General features: G+C 68.6%; 20 protein-coding genes, 1 tRNA gene and 1 pseudogene. 13 read left to right on the forward strand and 9 right to left on the reverse strand.

Translation table 11 applies throughout. The features are described from left to right. Position 1 precedes the first annotated feature (1 nt). The 3 genes from AC1DWC_RS04110 to AC1DWC_RS04120 all read right to left on the reverse strand — a co-directional run bounded on the left by AC1DWC_RS04110 (position 2) and on the right by AC1DWC_RS04120 (position 2,651). The gene (locus AC1DWC_RS04110) at positions 2-1,051 is read right to left on the reverse strand and encodes a 3-oxoacyl-ACP synthase III family protein (protein ID WP_477906293.1); all 1,050 of its coding nucleotides are present in this window, start codon (positions 1,049-1,051) and stop codon (positions 2-4) included. Between the two features lie 893 nt (positions 1,052-1,944). Beyond that, the gene (locus AC1DWC_RS04115) at positions 1,945-2,118 is read right to left on the reverse strand and encodes a CsbD family protein (RefSeq protein WP_477906294.1); all 174 of its coding nucleotides are present in this window, start codon (positions 2,116-2,118) and stop codon (positions 1,945-1,947) included. Between the two features lie 125 nt (positions 2,119-2,243). Continuing rightward, the gene (locus AC1DWC_RS04120; protein WP_477906295.1) at positions 2,244-2,651 is read right to left on the reverse strand and encodes a hypothetical protein; all 408 of its coding nucleotides are present in this window, start codon (positions 2,649-2,651) and stop codon (positions 2,244-2,246) included. Positions 2,652-2,979: 328 nt separating this feature from the next. Between AC1DWC_RS04120 and AC1DWC_RS04125 the strand changes: the two genes are divergently transcribed. After that, complete coding sequence (locus AC1DWC_RS04125; RefSeq protein WP_477906296.1) at positions 2,980-3,354, forward strand: hypothetical protein; 375 nt, start codon at positions 2,980-2,982, stop codon at positions 3,352-3,354. A gap of 125 nt (positions 3,355-3,479) precedes the next feature. Continuing rightward, positions 3,480-4,094 carry a DUF4304 domain-containing protein gene (locus AC1DWC_RS04130; RefSeq protein WP_477906297.1) on the forward strand — a complete coding sequence of 205 codons (615 nt, stop codon included), beginning with the start codon at positions 3,480-3,482 and terminating at the stop codon, positions 4,092-4,094. Between the two features lie 136 nt (positions 4,095-4,230). On the opposite strand, the gene AC1DWC_RS04135 is transcribed toward AC1DWC_RS04130, so the two are convergent. The 3 genes from AC1DWC_RS04135 to AC1DWC_RS04145 form a co-directional block, all read right to left on the reverse strand. After that, positions 4,231-4,644 carry a hypothetical protein gene (locus AC1DWC_RS04135; RefSeq protein ID WP_477906298.1) on the reverse strand — a complete coding sequence of 138 codons (414 nt, stop codon included), beginning with the start codon at positions 4,642-4,644 and terminating at the stop codon, positions 4,231-4,233. A 734-nt stretch (positions 4,645-5,378) separates the two neighbouring features. Beyond that, a complete protein-coding gene (locus tag AC1DWC_RS04140) occupies positions 5,379-5,672 on the reverse strand; it encodes a hypothetical protein (RefSeq protein WP_477906299.1) in 294 nt (97 codons plus the stop codon). Positions 5,673-5,685: 13 nt separating this feature from the next. Then, positions 5,686-6,075, reverse strand: a complete 390-nt coding sequence (locus AC1DWC_RS04145; RefSeq protein ID WP_477906300.1) for a hypothetical protein — start codon at positions 6,073-6,075, stop codon at positions 5,686-5,688. Between the two features lie 173 nt (positions 6,076-6,248). Between AC1DWC_RS04145 and AC1DWC_RS04150 the strand changes: the two are divergent. Then, positions 6,249-6,596, forward strand: a pseudogene (locus AC1DWC_RS04150) (tyrosine-type recombinase/integrase); the annotation flags it as partial. Between the two features lie 83 nt (positions 6,597-6,679). Here the strand turns inward: AC1DWC_RS04150 and AC1DWC_RS04155 are convergent. Continuing rightward, positions 6,680-6,756 (reverse strand) — tRNA-Leu (locus AC1DWC_RS04155). Between the two features lie 108 nt (positions 6,757-6,864). Here AC1DWC_RS04155 and AC1DWC_RS04160 point away from each other — a divergent pair. The 8 genes from AC1DWC_RS04160 (at position 6,865) to AC1DWC_RS04195 (ending at position 16,510) form a co-directional block, all read left to right on the forward strand. Beyond that, positions 6,865-7,473, forward strand: coding sequence for an ANTAR domain-containing response regulator (locus AC1DWC_RS04160; protein WP_477906301.1), 609 nt, complete (start codon positions 6,865-6,867; stop codon positions 7,471-7,473). A gap of 227 nt (positions 7,474-7,700) precedes the next feature. Further along, positions 7,701-8,930: a branched-chain amino acid ABC transporter substrate-binding protein gene (locus AC1DWC_RS04165; protein WP_477906302.1), complete on the forward strand. Its 1,230-nt coding sequence runs from the start codon at positions 7,701-7,703 to the stop codon at positions 8,928-8,930. 28 nt (positions 8,931-8,958) lie between these two features. Next, positions 8,959-9,996, forward strand: a complete 1,038-nt coding sequence (locus tag AC1DWC_RS04170) for a branched-chain amino acid ABC transporter permease (RefSeq protein WP_477906303.1) — start codon at positions 8,959-8,961, stop codon at positions 9,994-9,996. Between the two features lie 119 nt (positions 9,997-10,115). Next, positions 10,116-11,231, forward strand: coding sequence for a branched-chain amino acid ABC transporter permease (locus AC1DWC_RS04175; RefSeq protein ID WP_477906348.1), 1,116 nt, complete (start codon positions 10,116-10,118; stop codon positions 11,229-11,231). A 44-nt stretch (positions 11,232-11,275) separates the two neighbouring features. Then, positions 11,276-12,190 (forward strand): ABC transporter ATP-binding protein, encoded by a 915-nt coding sequence (locus tag AC1DWC_RS04180; protein ID WP_245709441.1) that lies wholly within the window; start codon positions 11,276-11,278, stop codon positions 12,188-12,190. 34 nt (positions 12,191-12,224) lie between these two features. Then, a complete protein-coding gene (locus AC1DWC_RS04185; RefSeq protein ID WP_477906349.1) occupies positions 12,225-12,920 on the forward strand; it encodes an ABC transporter ATP-binding protein in 696 nt (231 codons plus the stop codon). A gap of 56 nt (positions 12,921-12,976) precedes the next feature. Then, positions 12,977-15,712, forward strand: coding sequence for a DNA polymerase I (gene polA / locus AC1DWC_RS04190; RefSeq protein ID WP_477906304.1), 2,736 nt, complete (start codon positions 12,977-12,979; stop codon positions 15,710-15,712). Positions 15,713-15,736: 24 nt separating this feature from the next. After that, the gene (locus AC1DWC_RS04195; RefSeq protein ID WP_072845622.1) at positions 15,737-16,510 is read left to right on the forward strand and encodes a PIG-L family deacetylase; all 774 of its coding nucleotides are present in this window, start codon (positions 15,737-15,739) and stop codon (positions 16,508-16,510) included. Between the two features lie 21 nt (positions 16,511-16,531). Here the strand turns inward: AC1DWC_RS04195 and trxA are convergent, their stop codons facing one another. Together trxA and AC1DWC_RS04205 are read right to left on the reverse strand one after the other, a co-directional pair. Then, complete coding sequence (trxA, locus tag AC1DWC_RS04200) at positions 16,532-16,897, reverse strand: thioredoxin (protein WP_072845621.1); 366 nt, start codon at positions 16,895-16,897, stop codon at positions 16,532-16,534. A 61-nt stretch (positions 16,898-16,958) separates the two neighbouring features. Beyond that, positions 16,959-17,471 (reverse strand): 2'-5' RNA ligase family protein, encoded by a 513-nt coding sequence (locus AC1DWC_RS04205; protein WP_477906305.1) that lies wholly within the window; start codon positions 17,469-17,471, stop codon positions 16,959-16,961. On the opposite strand from AC1DWC_RS04205, the gene AC1DWC_RS04210 reads away from it, so the two are divergent. Continuing rightward, positions 17,470-18,579, forward strand: coding sequence for an isocitrate/isopropylmalate dehydrogenase family protein (locus tag AC1DWC_RS04210; RefSeq protein WP_477906306.1), 1,110 nt, complete (start codon positions 17,470-17,472; stop codon positions 18,577-18,579). The genes AC1DWC_RS04205 and AC1DWC_RS04210 overlap by 2 nt on opposite strands. A 105-nt stretch (positions 18,580-18,684) precedes the next feature. Continuing rightward, the gene (locus AC1DWC_RS04215; RefSeq protein ID WP_477906350.1) at positions 18,685-19,572 is read left to right on the forward strand and encodes an ABC transporter substrate-binding protein; all 888 of its coding nucleotides are present in this window, start codon (positions 18,685-18,687) and stop codon (positions 19,570-19,572) included. Positions 19,573-19,577: the final 5 nt, after the last annotated feature.

Genomic DNA, 19,577 nt, shown 5'->3' on the forward strand with positions numbered 1-19,577 from the left:
TTCAGGCCTCCAGAGACGAGACGGTGGCGGACAGGAACCCGGTGACGATGCCGGACGCCGCCGGCACCATCAGGATCTTCGAGCCGGCGGGAATGTTGGACTGCCGCAGCTGGTCGTGCAGGACGATGAAGTGCGAGGTGGTGGACGTGTTGCCGTACTTCTCGACCACGTTGAGCGCCTCGGGCATCGGCGTGCCGAACTCGCGTTCGCCGAGCGCGTTCATGAACGTCACTGCGGACGCGCCGAACTGGTGATGAATGATGTAGTCGAACTCTTCGTCGGCGAAGGTGCGCCCCTGGCGGGCCAGGTGATTGCGCTGGGTGTCGGTCCAGAGCTTGAACCGGTCCTCGTTGTGCATCCGCCGGTTGTCGGTGTACAGCGCGACGCCCGCGGTCCGGTCGCTGGGCATGCCCAGGCAGGCGTCGGCGTACTCGGAGGCGGTCATCAGCTCGATGTAGTCGATGCGGTCGCCCTCGTCCTCGGACCGGTCGATGACCAGCGCACACCCGGAGTCGCCGACGGAGAGCGAGGCGAACTGCGGGTCGTAGCCGCCGGCGAGTTCCTGGACGGCGGTCTCGGCGATCGGGGTGATTGCCTCGCCGCTGACCACCATCCCGTTGCGGACCGTGCCGGCCCGGATCATCCGGTCGAGCAGGTAGGCGCCGGTGAGCATGCCCGCGCAGGCGTTGGACAGGTCGAAGTGGATGGCCCGCCGCGCGCCGAGTTCCTTGGCGATCGCCGAGGCGAAGGAGGGCTCGAAGTAGGTCTTCGTGCGCTCCTTGCTGCGGGTGATGGACACCGAGATGACCACGTCGAGGTCGTCCGCGCCGTAGCGCGAGCGCGAGAGGCAGTCGCGCGCGGCCTTCATCGCGAGCGCGAAGGAGTCCTCGTAGTTTTCGGGCGACTTGTCCCGGACCCGTCGTTCCTGCACGCCGGTGACCGCCGCGAAGTCGAAGGACGGCTTCTGGGCGAGTTGCTCGATCAGATCTTCGGTGGTGAGGACGTCGACCGGAAGGTAGGCGCCGATCGCCTCGAATCGTGAATGGGCCAATGAATTCTCCTCAGCTGGGTCGAGCAACCGGACAGCAACGATTGGGCGCGAAAACACCAGTGCTCCACGAAGTTTCCGCGAACCGGGCGCGGCGGGCATGTGGAGTGTCTGGATCCGCTCGGAGTAGGTTCTCACCCCCGCCTACCTCCGCGCCGAGGAATGTACACAGTGAACCGAGGTCCCGGGGTTCCGAGCGTGGCGACATGCTCTGGAATGTCCAGTACCTGCGGTTACATGTAGTGGGGCGGGTCGGACTCGTGGATGGGATCTGGCCGCGGCCCGCACCGTGTCTGGATTTGCTGTGGCGCCGTCCAGTGGGGGATGTGGTTGATCATTGAAACATTGTGCGGCGAAAGGATTTCAAGGTCTTCGTCGATGTCAATGTAAGTGGGCGGGCAGGTCACAGACTTGGCAGGTGCCAGGCGACAACCCTTTCCCCCACGGACAACGACCAACTCCTCATGTGACTGCCCCGGGGCCGAGAGCCCGCGGGCTCTCGGATAGGCGGTTCGGCGCCGAATGATCGGACCGAACGGGATGTCGACGCGGGCGCACACAGACGCGGACAGACCGATGTAGTTCAACGCCGCCACGGTGCGTTCCGGGTTCGCGAATTGTGACTGGACGACGAGAATGCGGCCGCGGGGCACGAGAAGGTCGCCGGCACAGTGGGCCGAGAACTGCGCCGCCGTCGATTCCGGCATCCCGCCGAGTGCATTGCCCGCCGAGGATCCCTCCTGCCGGACAGGAACCGTACGGGGGATTGGCGAGTACCAGATCGAAGGGACCGTCCGATATCGCGGCTGACAGTCCGCCACGCCGGACGCGGTCCGGCAGTCGGTGGATCCGGGCGTTGGTATTCGAGAGTGCGGGGAATTCCTCAGGACACCCGGTCAGCCCTTGAACGCGTCCTTGACCTTCTCGCCCGCCTGCTTGAGATTCCCCTTGGCCTGGTCCTTGCGTCCTTCTGCCTCGGTGTCCTTGTCGCCGGTGGCCTCGCCGACGTTCTCCTTGGCCTTGCCTGCCAACTCTTCTGCCTTGTTCTTCGCCTTGTCGACGGCTCCCATGGTGTGCTCCTTCGATATCTCGAACGTCGCTCTCTGCAACTTCCGGTAGGTGTCCGACATACCCGTTCCCCGGCCTCGGGAAACACCGCGACAACCCGTGGCATCGGGGTGAGCCTCCGCGCGCCCTATCCCTCGTGGCCCGGACGAGACCTACCCTCGCGGTCGGGCTTTCCGTCAGAATTCTCGGGGTCGTAGTCAGGGTCGATCTGGTCCGCCCGGTCCCATTCCTTGTTCAGGTCTTGACGGGCCGAGGCTGCTTCGCTGGTCCGCGCGGCGGCACGCTCCTGCAATCGCGCCGCCTCGGCCGACTTTGCGTCCGCCTCCGCGGCAGCCGCGCGGGCCTTGGCCGCGGTCTCGTTGGCGAGTGCCTCGTCCTGTCCGACCTTGTGCGACTGCTTCGTCGCCTTGCTGCGGATGTCATCGGCTTGGGCGCGGCGCTGCTCCGCGCGCCGGCGCGTCAGCGTCCAGATGAGCGCGACAACGACGAGAACAACGACGACAGCGACGATGATCCAGATGGTGGTGGTGTCCATGTCGGCTCCTTGATTCTGGGGTCACCGGATTTGATTGTCACGAGTGGTGTTCGGTGACCAGGTGGGCACACGCCGCGACCGTCGGCCTCGGTCAGGCTCACCACGGGAGGATTGCCCACCGGGCACGAGTTGAAACGTCGCGTCGGGACTCGGGTGGGTGCAACCCGCGGTGGGTACTGGAAGGACACCCGGTGGCTCGCTGCGCCGCGACCTCAGGGTGGTGCACCGGGGTGCCGGGCGTAACACGTCAACCGATGTCGACGGTAGACCCGACGACGGCCGCGCCGGCCTCGACTACGATTGCTGCGTTATGGCGGAGGAGTGGGGCTTGGGTACCTATGGTCCGCGAGACTTGTTGCGCGCCTATGAGTGTCACGCGACGCGAGAGGTGCGGCCGGCCTCCGGCGAACTGCTGATCGCTATCCCGCTCGGTGACGAGAGCACCTTGGAGATCACGGTCGTCGATCCCTCGGCGGACTGGATCGAGTCGCGACTTCGCGGGCTCTTCGCGTCGCTGGGCGAGATAGACCGCCGCGCCCAACGCATGCTGCGCGGCGAGTTCTCGATTGGCTGGATCGAACTCGACTCTGCGCGTCACGGCATCATCGACTACTGGGCCACCGGGGTCAACAGTGAGTACGCCATCGACATCTCGTGGACCGGAGATGCATGGGTGGAGTCGCCGGCCGAACAGTTGACCTGACGCACGACTGGAGTTGCTCTTGCGCCCTGTTCGGGTGCGCCGGCTGTTGTGGTGCGTCGGCCGGCTCGCGCTGGAGGGCCGTTGCCTGTCATCCGGTAGCGACACGGGTCTGCAATCATGGTCGGATGGAGCATCCGTCGGCCGAGGAAGTGTTCACGACCCTGCTCGGCGAGAGTGTGGTTCCGCTCCTGAAGGAGCAAGGATTCCGGAAGCGAAGACTGACTTTCACGCGGGAGCGGGATGGTCTGGTCGACGTCGTCAACCTGCAGCGGTCGGCGGGGAACAGTTACGAGTCGATTCGGTTCTACGTCAACTGCGGTGTCTACTCGGCGGAGTTCGACCGGGTCATCGGACGGTCACCCCAGCAGCATCCGGCCGAGGTCGACTGCCAGTACCGGCGCCGGATCGAGAGCATTGCGGCCGGGATCGGGCCGCACGTGACCGTGAACGCGGACATCGATGTTCCCGCCGTCGCCGACCAGCTGTGCGCGGCACTCACCGGTGCGTTGGCGGTGATGGGGCAGGTTTGTGGCCCCGACGACGTCGCCGAATCGGTGGGGTCGGACATAGACTTCGACGTCCTCCGCTACCGGCTCGCCACGGGCGAGGTGTCCGGTGCGCGCGAGCAGTACCTGCGAGCGCGCGCCCGCTTCGGTGCAGAGCCCCGTTGGTCGCGCCTCGAGGAGCAGTTCCGCAGGGCGGCGGACTCCTACGCCGTCGCCGTCGTCGACCTTGGCTAGCGGGCGAGGATCGTCCCGAACTCGAAATGGAGTCGCCCGCCGAGTCGTCAATCTCACTGTCGGACAGGACGAAGCCCCCACCTCGACGAGATGGGGGCTTCTTGGTGCGGGAGGCCGTGAGAGACGGGCCGGTGGGTCAGGAACCGAGCGGCAGGAGACCGAAGATCAGGTCGTCCGAGCCTGTCATGCCGATGAAGCCGAAGTCCGTCGAGCCTGCCGAGCCGAGGGGGCTTCCCTGCCGGTGCCAGGTGGTGCAGCCGACGGAGTCGAGCCGGTCGCCGATCTCCAGGTCGATGATGCGGTACTCCGTGGTGAAACTCTCGCCCGGCTGATTGTCGCCACCGGGGGTGATGGTGTAATCGCAGGTCCAGCGCGTGTTGTCCGTAATACGGGAGTAGTACGCCCCGGGCTCCATGTCGACGCCCGCCACGTAGGACTGACTCGTCGTGCCGGGGATGCTCACGGGGGCCGCGCCGGCGATGCCGGCGGTGCCGATGGTGAGGCCGATGGCGGCGATGGCGGCGCCGGTGATTCCTGCGGTTCTACGCACGGTGGTTCTCCTCGTCGTTGTGGTGTGAGCCAGGAGACAGTAATGGCATTCACAATGCGTCTGCGGGGAAGTCGGCAAATTGCCTGCGCCGTCCACGAGCGTGGGGCCGCCGAGGCCGCCACTTCGCCGGGGTGCGTCACCACGCTTGGTCGGAAGTCTCCGATCTCGTTGCGGGACAGGCGAACCCGCTTTCGGACAGTGGCTCACCCGTGGGGGTCGTCACGCAGGTCGATCCCGTGCCGGCCACGTGTTCCCGACGAGCCGGACGCGCTCGCTACCCGCCTCGACGGTGACCGGACGGCGGCGCCGGCGGGCACGGCTCCGGGTGCGCAGAACTTGCTCGATGCGGGCCCGACGCGCCGACCGTGCCGGACGAATGGGGATGCCTGCGAGCCACTGCGAGCTTCTCGGGGCATACCCCCATAGGGGTGCCCGCTCGAATACCCGCTCTGATCTGGCCTTACTGGTGCCCTCGGTGAGACTCGAACTCACACTGCACGGGTTTTGAATCCGTGCAAAAGCGTTTCCCCTGGTCAGGCTTGAGCGCCGTTGCTGACAGAATCTCGGTTGATATGTGCAGGTAATTCGCATACTTCTGTCACTTCTGGACCGAAGCTGTCAGCCTCGACGCACAAGGCTATCCGGGATCACTGCGAGTGACTGCGAGTGAAACTGAACGGCAGCTCTCCCCGCCGCTGTCGGGTGATCGGGGGTCGGCGGAGTCGAAGTGACGTTTACACGCTAATGGCGAACTGGAAGTCCGTCAGCATGAGTGCGATCCAGCACGCGGGGACACCCGCTGCGAAAGACCAGCCAAGTAACCGAAGTTTCGGCGCGAACCGTTGTATCGCTACCGCGATCAGTACTACCGCGATGAGTGGGACGAGGAAGGGCAAAGCCCAGTTCGTCCAGCCATCGGCGCTGAGGAGGCCAAAGACGATCAGCCCCACCACGAAACACCACCAGAAGGCGGCTCCAAGGATGAGGCCGAGTGGTATCACGATTGCCCGGACATAACCCTTTGTCATGCACTGGAAGCTATCAGCGGTGCCACTGGCTGCTCGTTGATGCGCTGCGGGTGGCACGCGGTTCCGGCGTCGAGTCCTCCCGGTCGTACCCCCACCCGCTGACGAAGTGCACCCGCTTGGTCCACCCGGCGGCCTGCCGGCCGGCGCGCCAACTCGCCTGGCGGGTGAACCGGGTCTCGGCCAGCTCGTCGGCGTGTAGCGCCTTCCCCCGCTCGACCGGGTCGCTGTGCCGGTCGTAGTGCGCCTGCCGGCACGCGGCCCGCAGGCACCGAACGCACGTCCGCCCGGCCGGCTGCGAGTCGGCCCCGGCCGTGACGGCGATCGTCGTCGTCCTGGCGGTCAGCTCGTGCCCTCGCGGGCAGCGAGCGGGGAGGGTCGACATGTTGTTGGTCTGGGTGCTCACCGGTGATCCTCCCAACGTCGTCGCTCGATCCACGACCACTCACGCGGCACGGGTGGCAGGGGAGTGGATGAAGCACCGCGAGCACCGCGAGCCGAAGACGGTGGCAAGTTACCGGTCGCTGCTCGACGGGCTCGTGCTGCCGACGTGGGAGGACGTGACTCGTCTTCCCTGGCAAGGGCGGGGAGTGGATGACGACGGGGGAGTTCCGGTGGAAGTTCGACCCGGTGGCGACGGCGGCCGGCGTGGACGGTCTCGTGCCTCACGAGCTGCGGCATACGGCGGCGTCCCTGGCGATCCGGTCGGGGGCGGGCATCAAGGTGATTCAGAAGATGTTGGGGCACAAGACGGTCACGCTCACCCTCGACCGGTACGGTCACCTGTTCCCTGGCGAGCTGGACGCGCTCGCGACCCGCCTCGACGGCGACCGGACGGCCGCGCTGACGGGCAAGGTCCCCGGCAAGAAGGGCGGCGCGCTGACGGCGCTCGATCTCCTCGACGCGCCCGATGCGCAGGAGGATTAGGGGCTGCTGCGAGTGACTGCGAGTGAGAACTGACGTACCCCTAGCGGGTATCTGTCAGGAAACTTGCTCTGATCTGGCCTTACTGGTGCCCTCGGTGAGACTCGAACTCACACTGCACGGGTTTTGAATCCGTTTCCTCTGCCAATTGGGATACGAGGGCTGGTGCGGTTACCCACTCTAGAAGATCGGGTGGCAGGGTCAAGCACCGGTACCCTTCAAAAGGCTTGCGCCACGTTTCCGGGGTGGCCGGCAGTAGAGGAAGGCAACGATGAACGCTCCTGTCACGCAGGGAGAAGGACCCGCCCCACGCCGTGTGGTGGTCGCCGAGGACGAGGTCCTGATCCGCATGGACCTGGTCGAGATGCTCCGCGAGGAGGGCTACGACGTGGTCGGCGAGGCCGGGGACGGCCAGCGCGCCGTCGAGCTCGCCGAGGAGCTGCTGCCCGACCTGGTGATCATGGACGTGAAGATGCCTCGCCGCGACGGGATCGACGCCGCGTCGGAGATCGCCGTGAAACGCATTGCGCCGGTGGTGATCCTGACCGCGTTCAGTCAGCGCGAGCTGGTCGAGCGGGCCCGTGACGCCGGTGCGATGGCGTACCTGGTCAAGCCGTTCTCCAAGGCGGACCTGGTGCCGGCCGTCGAGCTGGCCGTGAGCCGGTTCGCGGAGCTCTCCGCCCTCGAGACCGAGGTGGTCAACCTGACGGACCGCATCGAGACCCGCAAGCTGGTCGAGCGGGCCAAGAGCGCGCTGATGACCTCGCAGTCGCTGACCGAGCCCGAGGCGTTCAAGTGGATCCAGCGCGCCGCGATGGACGGCCGCACCAGCATGAAGGTCGTCGCGACGGTGATCCTCGATACCCTCGGCGCCGGCTGACCGCTCCTCGGAGCAGAAACCCGGCCGCGGGAAACGCCCCGGCGGTGACCGGGGCGTTTCCGGCATGTTTCGTACCTCGCTGCCACGTAATTGTGCGCACGGAAACGCGAAACGCCGTGGACATTCCATTGTGATGCACGGTGATTCCCGCGGGGATATGTTTTCCCCGGGCTGGCGTGGTCGGCCCCTCCGGCGCGACCGGGGAGCACCTATTTCGGAGGTGGGACGTGCATCGTCGTGCAGCGAAGGGCGCATTGATCGTGGGAGTGGCCGCGACACTGGTGGTCGCGGGATGTAGCAGCAAGTCGACCGACGGCGGATCCGCCGGCGGCACGTCCTCGGATTCCTCCTCGAGCGCACTGAGCATCCAGCCGCAGGTGCTCCTGGACGCCCAGGGCAGCGAGGTGCCCACCGCGGACGTCACCGACGCGGTCAACCCGGCCGGCAGCGGCAACGCGACCTGCTCCGGCGTCACCCTGGCGATGGCGGGGGCGCTCACCGGGCCGAACGCCGCGCTCGGCCAGAACATCCTCTACGGCGCCAAGCTGGCCCTCGACAAGCACAACCAGGCCAACCCGAACTGCCAGGTCGAGATGCGTCAGTTCGACACCGAGGGCGACCCCCAGAAGGCCACCCAGGTGGCGCCGAACATCGTCGGCGACCAGTCCGTCATCGGGCTCCTCGGGCCCGCGTTCTCCGGCGAGACCAAGGCCACCGGATCGATCTTCAACCAGGCAGGCCTGCCGTTCCTCACCGCGTCGGCCACCAACCCGACCCTCACCGAGAACGGCTGGACCACCTTCTTCCGCGGCCTGGGCAACGACAACAGCCAGGGTTCCGTCGTCGCCAAGTACCTCACCGGCACCCTCGACGCCAAGAGGGTGTGCGTGGTGCAGGACGACACCGACTACGGCGTCGGCCTCGCGAAGGTGGTGACCGCCGAGCTCGGCGCCGTCGCCGACCCCGGCTGCGCGGCCAGCGTGAAGAGCGGCCAGAAGGACTTCTCGGCCACCGTCTCGCAGATCAAGGCGGCCGCCCCGGACGCGATCTGGTACTCCGGCTACTACGCCGAGGCCGCGCCGTTCGTGACCCAGCTGCGCGAGGGCGGCGTCACCGCGACCTTCAGCTCCGGCGACGGCTCCAACGACCCCGAGTTCGTCAAGCAGGCCGGCAGCGCGGCGCAGGATGCCGTCCTGACCTGCCCCTGCATCCCGGCGCCGCCCGCACTGGCCACCGAGTACCAGGAGTTCAACGGCCAGGCCCCGGGCGTGTACTCGGTGGAGGGCTACGACCTCACCACGATCATGCTCACGGCCATCGACTCCGGCGTGAAGGACCGCGCCGCGATGCTGGAGTTCGTCAAGGCCTACGACGGCCAGGGCGTCGGCAAGCGGTACCAGTGGAACCCGCAGGGCGAGCTGTCGAACGCCTTGATCGAGATCTACAAGGTCAACTGACCCACCGCGACGGTCCGAGAGAGGCCCGATGAGTGCGATCGCCCTCGCCGAGACGGCGACCCTGTACGCCGGCAACATCGACTTCAACGTCGAGGCGCTGACCCGTAGCTTCTGGCAGCTCACCGTCGACGGGCTGAGCTACGGCGCCATCTACGCGTTGGTGGCCATCGGGTACACGCTGGTCTACGGGGTGTTGAGGCTGATCAACTTCGCGCACTCCGAGGTCTTCATGCTTGGCATGTTCGGTCAGTACGTGGCGCTGGAGCTGATGGGGTTCACCCCCAGCGGCAACGCCTACAACGAGGGGGTCGTCGCGACGGTCGTGTTCCTGGGGCTGGCCATGCTGTTCGGCATGGCCGTCTCCGGGGCCGCGGCCGTCGGCCTCGAACGCGTCGCCTACCGGCCGCTGCGCCGGCGCGGCGCGAAACCGCTGGTCTTCCTGATCACGGCGATCGGGATGTCGTTCGTGCTCCAGGAATTCGTGCACTACGTGCTGCCGAAGATCTGGCCCGGACTCGGCGGCACCAACGCGCAGCAGCCGATCAAACTGGTCCAACCGGTCGAGGTGTTCACGATCGGCGGCGCGGTGGTCACCAACGTGACGGTCGTGATCATCGTGGCGGCGCTGCTGCTCACGCTGCTCACCGACATGATCATCAACCGCACCCGGTTCGGCCGCGGCATCCGCGCGGTCGCGCAGGACCCGGACACCGCGACCCTGATGGGGATCTCGCGGGAGCGGATCATCATGCTGACCTTCCTGCTCGGCGGCGTCCTCGCCGGCGCCGCCGCGCTGCTCTACACCCTGAAGATCCCGTCCGGGATCATCTACAACGGCGGATTCATCCTGGGCATCAAGGCGTTTGCGGCGGCCGTGCTCGGCGGCATCGGCAACCTCCGCGGCGCGCTGCTCGGCGGACTCGCGCTCGGCGTGATGGAGAACTACGGCCAGGTGGTGTTCGGCAGCGAGTGGCGCGACGTGGTCGCGTTCGTGCTGCTCGTGGTGGTGCTGATGTTCCGCCCCACCGGCATCCTCGGCGAGTCCCTGGGGAGGGCGCGGGTATGAGCACCACCGACACCAGCACCGGACGCCGCGACCCGAGCGGGTTCCCGACCGAGCCCGGTCCGCCGCGCCGCGGTGTCGGCGACGCGATCCGGGGCTGGTGGAACGGCCTGGCCCGGCCGATGCAGTGGCTCGTCGGGGTCCCGCTGATCGCGCTGATCGCGATCCTGCCGGTGTGGCGCCCGCCGCTGCTGGACACCCCGGGCACCGACTTCGGCGGCGTGATGGCGCAGTTCGCCATGTACGCGCTGATCGCGGTCGGGCTCAACGTGGTGGTCGGGCAGGCCGGCCKGCTCGACCTCGGGTACGTCGGCTTCTACGCCGTCGGCGCGTACACCGTCGCGCTGCTCACCAGCCCGAACAGCCCGTGGAGCAAAATGACCGCCGACGGCTTCTTCTCGACCGACTGGGCGTGGCTGTCCTGCCTGCCGATCGCGGTGGCGATCACCGCGTTCACCGGGCTGATACTCGGCACCCCGACGCTGCGCCTGCGCGGGGACTACCTGGCCATCGTCACCCTCGGCTTCGGCGAGATCGTGCGGCTGCTCGCGGACAACCTCACCGACGTCACCAACGGCGGCCAGGGCCTGGCCGAGATCGCCTACCCTCGGATCGGGGTCTCCGAGGACAAGCCCTTCGGCGTCTTCTCCGCGGGCAACTCCGCGGGCGACATCAACTCCGGTGTGTGGTGGTACTGGGTCGGCATGGTCCTGGTCATCGCGGTGCTGCTGATCGTCGGGAACCTCGAGCGCAGCCGCGTCGGCCGGGCGTGGGTGGCGATCCGCGAGGACGAGGACGCCGCCGAGATCATGGGGGTGCCCACCTTCAAGTTCAAGCTGTGGGCGTTCACGATCGGTGCGTCCATCGGCGGACTGTCCGGGGCGCTGTACGCGGGCCAGGTGCAGTTCATCAACCCGACCGGCTTCAACGTCATCAACTCGATGCTGTTCCTGTGCGCGGTGGTGATCGGCGGGCAGGGCAACAAGCTCGGCGTGATCGTCGGCGCCTTCATCATCGTGTACCTGCCCAACCGGGCGATGTCGATCGAGGTCGGCGGCCAGTCCCTCGGCGACTACAAGTACCTCTTCTTCGGACTGGCCCTGGTGGTGCTGATGATCTTCCGCCCGCAGGGGCTCTTCCCGGCGCGACAGAAGCTGCTGACCTACGGCAGGCAGGTGTACCAGGCGGTCCGTCCGAGCGCGGCGGCCGACGCCACGACCCCGGCGGACCGGCGATGACGGCGGGGCCCGGGCCGGGCGACGCGATGTTCGACAACGAGGACATGGCCGCCGACCTCGCGCCGGAGGTCGACATCCCGACCGCCGGCGTGGTCGACGTGTCCGCGATCGACCCGGCCCTCGCGGACCCGGACGTGGTCGCGGAGGTGGTCGCCCCGCAGCGCGAGATCGACACCGGCGAGGGCGAGGTGCTGCTGCGGACCGAGGAACTGTCCGTGCAGTTCGGCGGGCTGGTGGCGCTGGATGCGGTGTCCTTCGAGATCCGCCGCGGCGAGATCCTCGGGCTGATCGGGCCCAACGGCGCCGGCAAGACCACCTGCTTCAACGCGCTCACGGGCGTCTACACGCCGTCGTCGGGGTCGGTGACGTTCGACGGCAAGCTGCTCGCGAAAACGAAGCGCAACGAGATCACCCGGCTCGGCATCGCGCGGACCTTCCAGAACATCCGGCTGTTCGGGGAGATGACGGCGCTCGAGAACGTCGTCGTCGGCACCGACGCCCGGCACCGGACCTCCGTGCCGGGCGCGATCTTCCGGACCGCCCGGCACCGGCGGGAGGAACGCGACGCCGTCGACCGGGGGATGGCGCTGCTCGAGTTCGTCGGGATCGCCCCCCGCGCGGTGGAGAAGGCCCGCAACCTCTCCTACGGCGACCAGCGGCGGCTGGAGATCGCCCGCGCGCTGGCCACCGAGCCGAAGCTGCTCTGCCTCGACGAGCCGGCCGCCGGGTTCAACCCCAGCGAGAAGGCGGCGCTGATGGACCTGATCCGCAAGATCCGCGACGACGGCTTCACCGTGCTGCTCATCGAGCACGACATGCGCCTGGTGATGGGGGTGACGGACCGCATCGTGGTGCTCGAGTTCGGCCGCAAGATCGCCGACGACCTGCCCGCCGCGATCCGGGCGAACCCGGCCGTGATCGCCGCCTACCTGGGGGTGCCCGACGATGCCAGTGCCTGAGACTGAGCCCACCCCGCTGCTCGAGGTGACGGACATGGTCGTCGACTACGGGCGGATCCGGGCGCTGCACGGGATCTCGCTGCGCGTCGAGCGCGGCGAACTGGTGACGCTGCTCGGTGCCAACGGGGCCGGCAAGTCCACCACGATGCGGGCGCTGTCCGGCCTGCTGCCGCTGACCACCGGCCGGATCGTCTTCGACGGCCAGGACCTCACCCGGGTCAAGGCCCACGAACGGGTGCGGCTCGGGGTGGTGCAGGCGCCCGAGGGGCGCGGCGTGTTCCCCGGCATGAGCGTGCAGGAGAACCTCGACATGGGCTGCTACGCCCGCAAGTTCGAGACCAAGGCGGACTACGCGCAGCGGCTGGACTGGGTGTTCGACCTGTTCCCACGGCTCGGCGAGCGGCGCACCCAGCTCGGCGGCACCATGTCGGGCGGCGAGCAGCAGATGTTGGCGATCGGCCGGGCGCTGATGTCGCGGCCGCGGCTGCTGATGCTCGACGAGCCGTCGATGGGGCTGGCGCCCATGGTGATCCAGCAGATCTTCCGGATCATCTCCGAGATCAACGCGCAGGGCACCACCATCCTGCTGGTCGAGCAGAACGCCCAGCAGGCGCTGACCCGCACCGACCGGGCGTACATCCTCGAGACCGGCGAGGTGACCAAGACCGGGACCGGCCGGGACCTGCTGGCCGACCCGGCCGTCAAGCACGCCTACCTCGGGGTGGGCTGACCGCCGTCGGCCAGGTTGGTTCCACACTGTCGGTGTCGCTCCCTAGACTCACTGCGGTGAGCCCAGCAACCGATGAACGGTCCACCACCCGAACCGACGGCGACACCGCGGGCCCGCAGCCGACGCTGCTGCTGCTCGACGGGCACTCCCTGGCCTACCGGGCGTTCTTCGCGCTGCCCGCGGAGAACTTCAAGACCCACAGCGGTCAGACCACCAACGCGGTGTACGGCTTCACCTCGATGCTGATCAACCTGCTGCGCGACGAGCAGCCCACCCACGTGGCGGCGGCGTTCGACGTGTCCCGGCAGACCTTCCGGGCCGAGGCGTTCCCCGAGTACAAGGCGAACCGCGCGAAGACCCCCGACGAGTTCAAGGGGCAGGTGGAGATCACCAAGGACGTGCTCGGCGCGATGGGCATCCCGGTGATGGCCGAGGCCGGTTTCGAGGCGGACGACATCATCGCCACCCTCACCACCCAGGCCACCGCGCTCGGCTACCGGGTGCTGGTCTGCACCGGCGACCGCGACGCCCTGCAGCTGGTCACCCCCGACGTGACCGTGCTCTACCCCAAGCGCGGCGTCTCCGAGCTCACCCGGTTCACCCCGGAGGAGGTCGAGGGCAAGTACGGACTCACCCCGCGCCAGTACCCGGACTACGCGGCGCTGCGCGGCGACCCGAGCGACAACCTGCCCGGCATCCCCGGTGTGGGGGAGAAGACCGCCGCCAAGTGGATCCGCGAGTACGGCTCGCTGGACCAGCTCGTCGACCGCGTCGACGAGGTCCGCGGCAAGGTCGGCGACTCGTTGCGCGCGAACCTGTCGGCGGTGGTGCTCAACCGTCAGCTCACCGAGATGGTCCGCGACGTCCCGCTGCCGTACACGCCGGACCAGCTGATGCTGGCGCCGTGGGACCGCGACAAGATCCACATGCTCTTCGACGACCTCGAGTTCCGGGTGCTGCGGGACCGGCTGTTCGACACCCTCAGCTCCGCGGAACCGGAGGCAGAGGAGGGCTTCGAGGTGCGCGGCGGCGCGCTGGCACCCGGCGAGGTGAGCGCCTGGCTCGCCGAGCACGCGCGCACCGGGGCGCGCAGCGGCGTGTCCGTGGTCGGCGCCGGCACCCCGTACGCGGGCGACGTCACCGCGGTGACCATCGCGGCCGCCGACGGCGAGGGCGCCTACATCGTCGCCACCTCGGCCACCCCGGAGGACGAGCAGGCGCTCGGCGACTGGCTCGCCGACCCGTCGGCGCCGAAGGCGCTGCACGAGGCCAAGGCGGCGGTGCACGCGTTGCGCGGCCGCGGCTGGGTGCTCGGCGGACTGACCAGCGACACCGCCCTCGCGGCGTACCTGGTCCGGCCCGGTCAGCGCACCTTCAACCTCGACGACCTGTCGCTGCGCTACCTCAAGCGGGAGCTGCGGGTCGAGGAGTCCGAGCAGGGTCAGCTGTCGCTGCTCGACACCGAGGACCAGGCCGACGCGGCCGCCGCCGAGGCGCAGATCCTGCGGGCCCGGGCCGTGCTGGACCTGGCCGCCGCGCTGGACGGGGAGCTGGAGACGATCGAGTCCACCGGCCTGCTCGCGGACATGGAACTGCCGCTGCTCGGGGTGCTCGCCACCGTCGAGTCCACCGGTATCGCGGTCGACACCGCGCACTTCAGCGACCTGCAGTCCCGCTTCGCCGACGAGATCAACCAGGCCGCGAACGCGGCGTACGCGGTGATCGACAAGCAGATCAACCTCGGCTCGCCCAAGCAGCTCCAGGTGGTGCTGTTCGAGGACCTCGGCATGCCGAAGACCAAGAAGACCAAGACCGGCTACACCACCGACGCGGACGCCCTGCAGTCGTTGTTCGAGAAGACCGGCCACCCGTTCCTCGAGCACCTGCTCGCGCACCGCGACGCCACCCGGCTGAAGGTGACGGTGGACGGACTGCTCAAGGCGGTCGCCGACGACGACCGGATCCACACCACCTTCAACCAGACCGTCGCGGCCACGGGTCGGCTGTCCTCGACCGAGCCGAACCTGCAGAACATCCCGGTCCGCACCGACGCCGGACGGCAGATCCGCGACGGCTTCGTCGTCGGCGCGGGGTACGACTACCTGCTCACCGCCGACTACAGCCAGATCGAGATGCGGATCATGGCGCACCTCTCCCGCGACGAGGGCCTGATCGAGGCCTTCAACACGGGCGAGGACCTGCACAGCTTCGTCGGGTCCCGGGCCTTCGGGGTGCCGATCGAGGAGGTCACGCCCGAACTGCGCCGCCGGGTCAAGGCCATGTCGTACGGCCTGGCCTACGGGCTCAGCGCGTATGGACTGGCCTCGCAGCTGAAGATCTCCACCGAGGAGGCCAAGGGGCAGATGGACGCCTACTTCGCCCGCTTCGGCGGTGTGCGGGACTACCTCCACGAGGTGGTCGAGCAGGCCCGCAAGGACGGCTACACCTCCACCCTGTACGGCCGGCGCCGGTACCTGCCGGACCTCAACAGCGACAACCGTCAGCGCCGCGAGGTGGCCGAGCGGGCCGCGCTCAACGCGCCGATCCAGGGCACCGCCGCGGACATCATCAAGGTCGCGATGATCGACGTGCAGAACGCGCTGGCGGCGACGGGACTGAAGTCACGGATGCTGCTGCAGGTGCACGACGAGCTGGTGCTCGAGGTGGTCGAGTCCGAGCGCGAGCAGGTCGAGACGCTGGTGCGGGAGAAGATGGCCGGCGCGATCGAGCTGTCGGTCCCGTTGGAGGTCTCGGTCGGCACCGGGCGAAGTTGGGACGCGGCCGCGCACTGACGCGGGTTGTGAAACCATCACGGCATGAGTGTTCTGGTCTGCTTCCACGCGCATCCCGACGACGAGGTCTTCGGCACCGGCGGGGTGATGCGGCAGGCGGCGGACGCGGGGCACCGTGTCGTGGTGGTCACGGCCACCGACGGCGCGCTGGGGGAGGTGCCGGAGGGCCTGCTCGCGGCGGGCGAGACGCTCGCCGAGCGGCGTCGGCGTGAGCTGGAGGAGTCCACCCGGGTGCTCGGCGCGCACCGGGTGGTGCAGCTGCACTACGCGGATTCGGGGATGGCCGGGACGCCGGAGAACGCGAACCCCGAGGCCTTCTGCAACGTCGACGTGGAGGACGCGGCCGCACGGCTGGCGGAGATCCTCGTCGAGGAGTCGGCGGACGTGGTCACGGTGTACGACCGCAACGGCGGCTACGGACACCCCGACCACGTGCAGGTGCACCGGGTGGGCGTGCGCGCCGCGGAGCTGGCGGGGGTCTCGCACGTGTACGAGTCGACGCTCAACCGCGACCACCTCCGCGCGCTGATCGCCGCGAACCCGGAGTGGTCGGCGGACGCGCAGCCGCCGGAACTCGACACCCTCGGCCTGCCGGCCTCCGAGATCACCACGGTGGTCGACGTGAGCGAGGTGATGGCGGCCAAGCGTGCCGCGATGCTCGCGCACGCCACCCAGGTCGGGGACTTCGGGCCGTTCCTGCAGATGCCGGACGAGCAGCTGCGCGCCGCCTTCGGTCAGGAGTGGTTCCGGCGGCACGGCGCCCCCGACGGCCTGGCCGAGACCGGCCTGCCGCTCTGACGGCAGGTCCCGGCCCCGCGGTCAGGCCTGCTGCTGCGCGGCGGCCTGCTCGCGGACCTTGTCCATGTCCAGCGCCTTGACCTGCGTGAGCAGGTCGTCGAGCTGGGCCGCGGGCATCGCGCCGGGCTGCGAGTAGACCAGGATGCCCTCGCGGAACGCCATGATGGTCGGGATGGACCGGATGTTCGCCGCGGCGGCGAGACCCTGCTCGGCCTCGGTGTCCACCTTGGCGTGCACCACGTCGGGGTGCTGATCGGACGAGGCCTCGAAGGTCGGTGCGAAGGCGCGGCACGGTCCGCACCAGGCGGCCCAGAAGTCGACGAGGACGACGTCGTTCCCGCCGATGATCTCGTCGAAGTTCTGCTGGGTCAGGGTCTGCGTGGCCATGAAGGTCCTCTCGTCGCTGCTTGTCTCGCCGGTTCAACGCCTCGGCGTGCCCGATTCTTCCTCAGGCTATGCGCCATTCCCTTTTGGCGTCGCCGTCCCAGCGCCGGATCCCGTCGACGGAGCCGGTCAGTTCTCGCGGCGTGAGCGCATTGATCGCCGGGCCGATCTCGTCGGGGAACACGCGCCGGGCGAGGGTGACGTGCGGCGTCCACTCGCCCGGATGGGTGTGTGCGGGGATCCCGGGGCTGGCATGTATCAGCCGGAAGACGGTCCGCTGCAATGCAAGCAGGCCGGCGGTGGGAATCACCAGGTACGACAGCGTCTTTCGCTGGCCGCCGAACACCACCAGTCCGCCGAGGGTGATCCGCAGCTTCGGTGCGATCAACCCCTGCTGCAGGATCAGCTCGGTCTCGGGGTCGATGTGCCGGGCGACCGCGAGGGTGATGTGCGGGCGGTTCGTGGACTTGCGCACCACGTCCTGGCTGGGCAGGGCCTCGGCGGACAGCCGCGCCCACTGCCGTCGGACGGCGGCGTCGAGCTCGGCGTCCAGCAGCAACTCCACGGACTGCACCATGGTGAGTAATGATGGTCGGGTGAACCCAGCCAACGCAACGACGCCCCGGATCGGACTGTTGGTCGGCGACGGTATCGGGCACGAGATCGTGCCCGCGGCCCAGGCGACCGTGGACGCCGCGATGAGCGCGGTCGGCGCGCCCGCGGTGGCGTGGGTCGACGTGCCGGTCGGGTTCGACGCGATCGCCGAGCACGGGAACCCGATTCCGGACTCGACCCTCGACGCGCTCGACGGACTCGACGGCTGGATTCTCGGCCCGCACGACAGCGCCGCCTACCCGCCGCAGTTCCGCGGGCAGCTCACCCCCGGTGGCGCCATCCGCAAACGCTTCGACCTGTTCGCGAACATCCGCCCCGCCCAGGCGTTCTCCGGGGTGCGGGCGACCGCGCCGGACATGGACCTGGTGATCGTGCGGGAGAACACCGAGGGCTTCTACGCCGACCGCAACATGTTCACCGGCAGCGGCGAGTTCATGCCGACGCCCGACGTGGCGATGGCGGTCGCCGTCGTCACCCGACGGGCGTGTGAACGCATCGCGCACACGGCATTCGCGTTGGCCGCCGGGCGCCGGCGCCGGGTGACCGTGGTGCACAAGGCGAATGTGCTCGCCCTCACCACGGGCCTGTTCCGGGACGTGTGCCTCGAGGTGGGGCGGCAGTACCCGGGAGTCGAGATCCGCACCGAGCACGTCGACGCGATGGCCGCGCACCTGGTGCGGCGCGGCGCCGACTTCGACGTCGTGGTGACGGAGAACATGTTCGGCGACATCCTCTCGGACCTGGCCGGCGAGTTGGCCGGGTCGCTGGGCACCGCGCCGTCGCTCAACGCGTCGGAGACCAAGGCGATGGCGCAGGCAGCGCACGGCGCCGCCCCCGACATCGCCGGGCGCAACCGGGCCAACCCGACCGCGATGATGCTCTCGTCCGCGATGCTGCTGGACTGGATGTCGGCCCGGCGGGCCGACGACCTCCTCGGACTGGCCGCGGACCGGATCCGCCTCGGGGTCACCGGCACCCTCGCCGCGGGGGTGGCCACGACGGACCTCGGCGGGCTGGCCTCGACCGCCGAGTTCACCGAGACGGTGGGCGCGCGGATCCTGCGTCGCTGACGCGGCTGGGACGGCGGCCCGAGGATTCGGGTGAACCGCAGGTGAACCAGTAGTCTTCTGCAGGTGTGGTCAAGACGGGTGCAGCAGTCTCGGAGCCCGCGTCGGCTGCGACGGGCCAGAGTTTTCGGGACGGTTCTCGCGGCGCTGTTGCTCGGGTCCGTGCTGACCGGATGCGTCACGAACAACGAGGGACTGGTCCCCGCCGAGCAGGTGAAGGTGGACCGGGTCGACGAGATCGCCGCGCTGGTGCCGCCCGACATCGCGTCGACCGGCCGGCTGGTGATCGGCGTCAACGTCCCCTATGCGCCCAACGAATTCAAGGACGAGTCCGGTGAGATCGTCGGATTCGACGTGGATCTGATGACGGCCGTCGCGGGGGTCATGGGGCTGACCGCGGACTTCAAGCAGGCGGACTTCGCCAAGATCATCCCCGCCGTCCAGGCCGGGACCTTCAACATGGGCGCGTCGTCGTTCACCGACACGAAGGAACGCGAGGAATCCGTCGACTTCGTCACCTACTACCGGGCCGGCATCCAGTGGGCCCAGCGGGCGGGCGACTCGATCGACCCCGACGACGCCTGCGGGCTGCGGGTCGGGGTGCAGACCACCACCACCGAGGACATCGACGAGGTACCCGCAAAGAGCGACGCCTGTGTCGCCGCGGGCAAACCCCCGATCTCGAAGGTCAAGTACGACAGTCAGGACGCCGTGGCGAACGCGCTGATCCTCGGGCGCGTGGACGCGCTGTCCGCGGATTCGCCGGTGACCGCCTACGCGATCAAACGCAGCAACGGACGACTGGTGCCCGCCGGTGAGCTCTTCGATTCGGCGCCCTACGGTTGGCCGGTCAAGAAGGGCTCGCCGCTGGCGCCCGCGCTGCAGCAGGCGTTGCAGCACCTGATCGACACCGGCGTTTACCAGCAGATCGCCGAAAACTGGGGCGTCGCAGCAGGCACCATCACGACGTCGCAGATCAACGGCGCAGCCGGGTAGAGGGG

It is taken from the genome of Rhodococcus sp. P4_C10, assembly GCF_056402135.1.

Coding starts and splice junctions, on each gene's coding strand:
- AC1DWC_RS04180 (WP_245709441.1), top strand. CDS start 11,276: ATGGCCGCCGACCTCGCGCCGGAGGTCGACATCCCGACCGCCGGCGTG.
- AC1DWC_RS04140 (WP_477906299.1), bottom strand. CDS start 5,672: ATGACAAAGGGTTATGTCCGGGCAATCGTGATACCACTCGGCCTCATC.
- AC1DWC_RS04115 (WP_477906294.1), bottom strand. CDS start 2,118: ATGGGAGCCGTCGACAAGGCGAAGAACAAGGCAGAAGAGTTGGCAGGC.
- trxA (WP_072845621.1), bottom strand. CDS start 16,897: ATGGCCACGCAGACCCTGACCCAGCAGAACTTCGACGAGATCATCGGC.
- AC1DWC_RS04185 (WP_477906349.1), top strand. CDS start 12,225: ATGGTCGTCGACTACGGGCGGATCCGGGCGCTGCACGGGATCTCGCTG.
- AC1DWC_RS04160 (WP_477906301.1), top strand. CDS start 6,865: ATGAACGCTCCTGTCACGCAGGGAGAAGGACCCGCCCCACGCCGTGTG.
- AC1DWC_RS04195 (WP_072845622.1), top strand. CDS start 15,737: ATGAGTGTTCTGGTCTGCTTCCACGCGCATCCCGACGACGAGGTCTTC.
- AC1DWC_RS04120 (WP_477906295.1), bottom strand. CDS start 2,651: ATGGACACCACCACCATCTGGATCATCGTCGCTGTCGTCGTTGTTCTC.
- AC1DWC_RS04210 (WP_477906306.1), top strand. CDS start 17,470: ATGGTGAGTAATGATGGTCGGGTGAACCCAGCCAACGCAACGACGCCC.
- AC1DWC_RS04130 (WP_477906297.1), top strand. CDS start 3,480: ATGGAGCATCCGTCGGCCGAGGAAGTGTTCACGACCCTGCTCGGCGAG.
- AC1DWC_RS04170 (WP_477906303.1), top strand. CDS start 8,959: ATGAGTGCGATCGCCCTCGCCGAGACGGCGACCCTGTACGCCGGCAAC.
- AC1DWC_RS04205 (WP_477906305.1), bottom strand. CDS start 17,471: ATGGTGCAGTCCGTGGAGTTGCTGCTGGACGCCGAGCTCGACGCCGCC.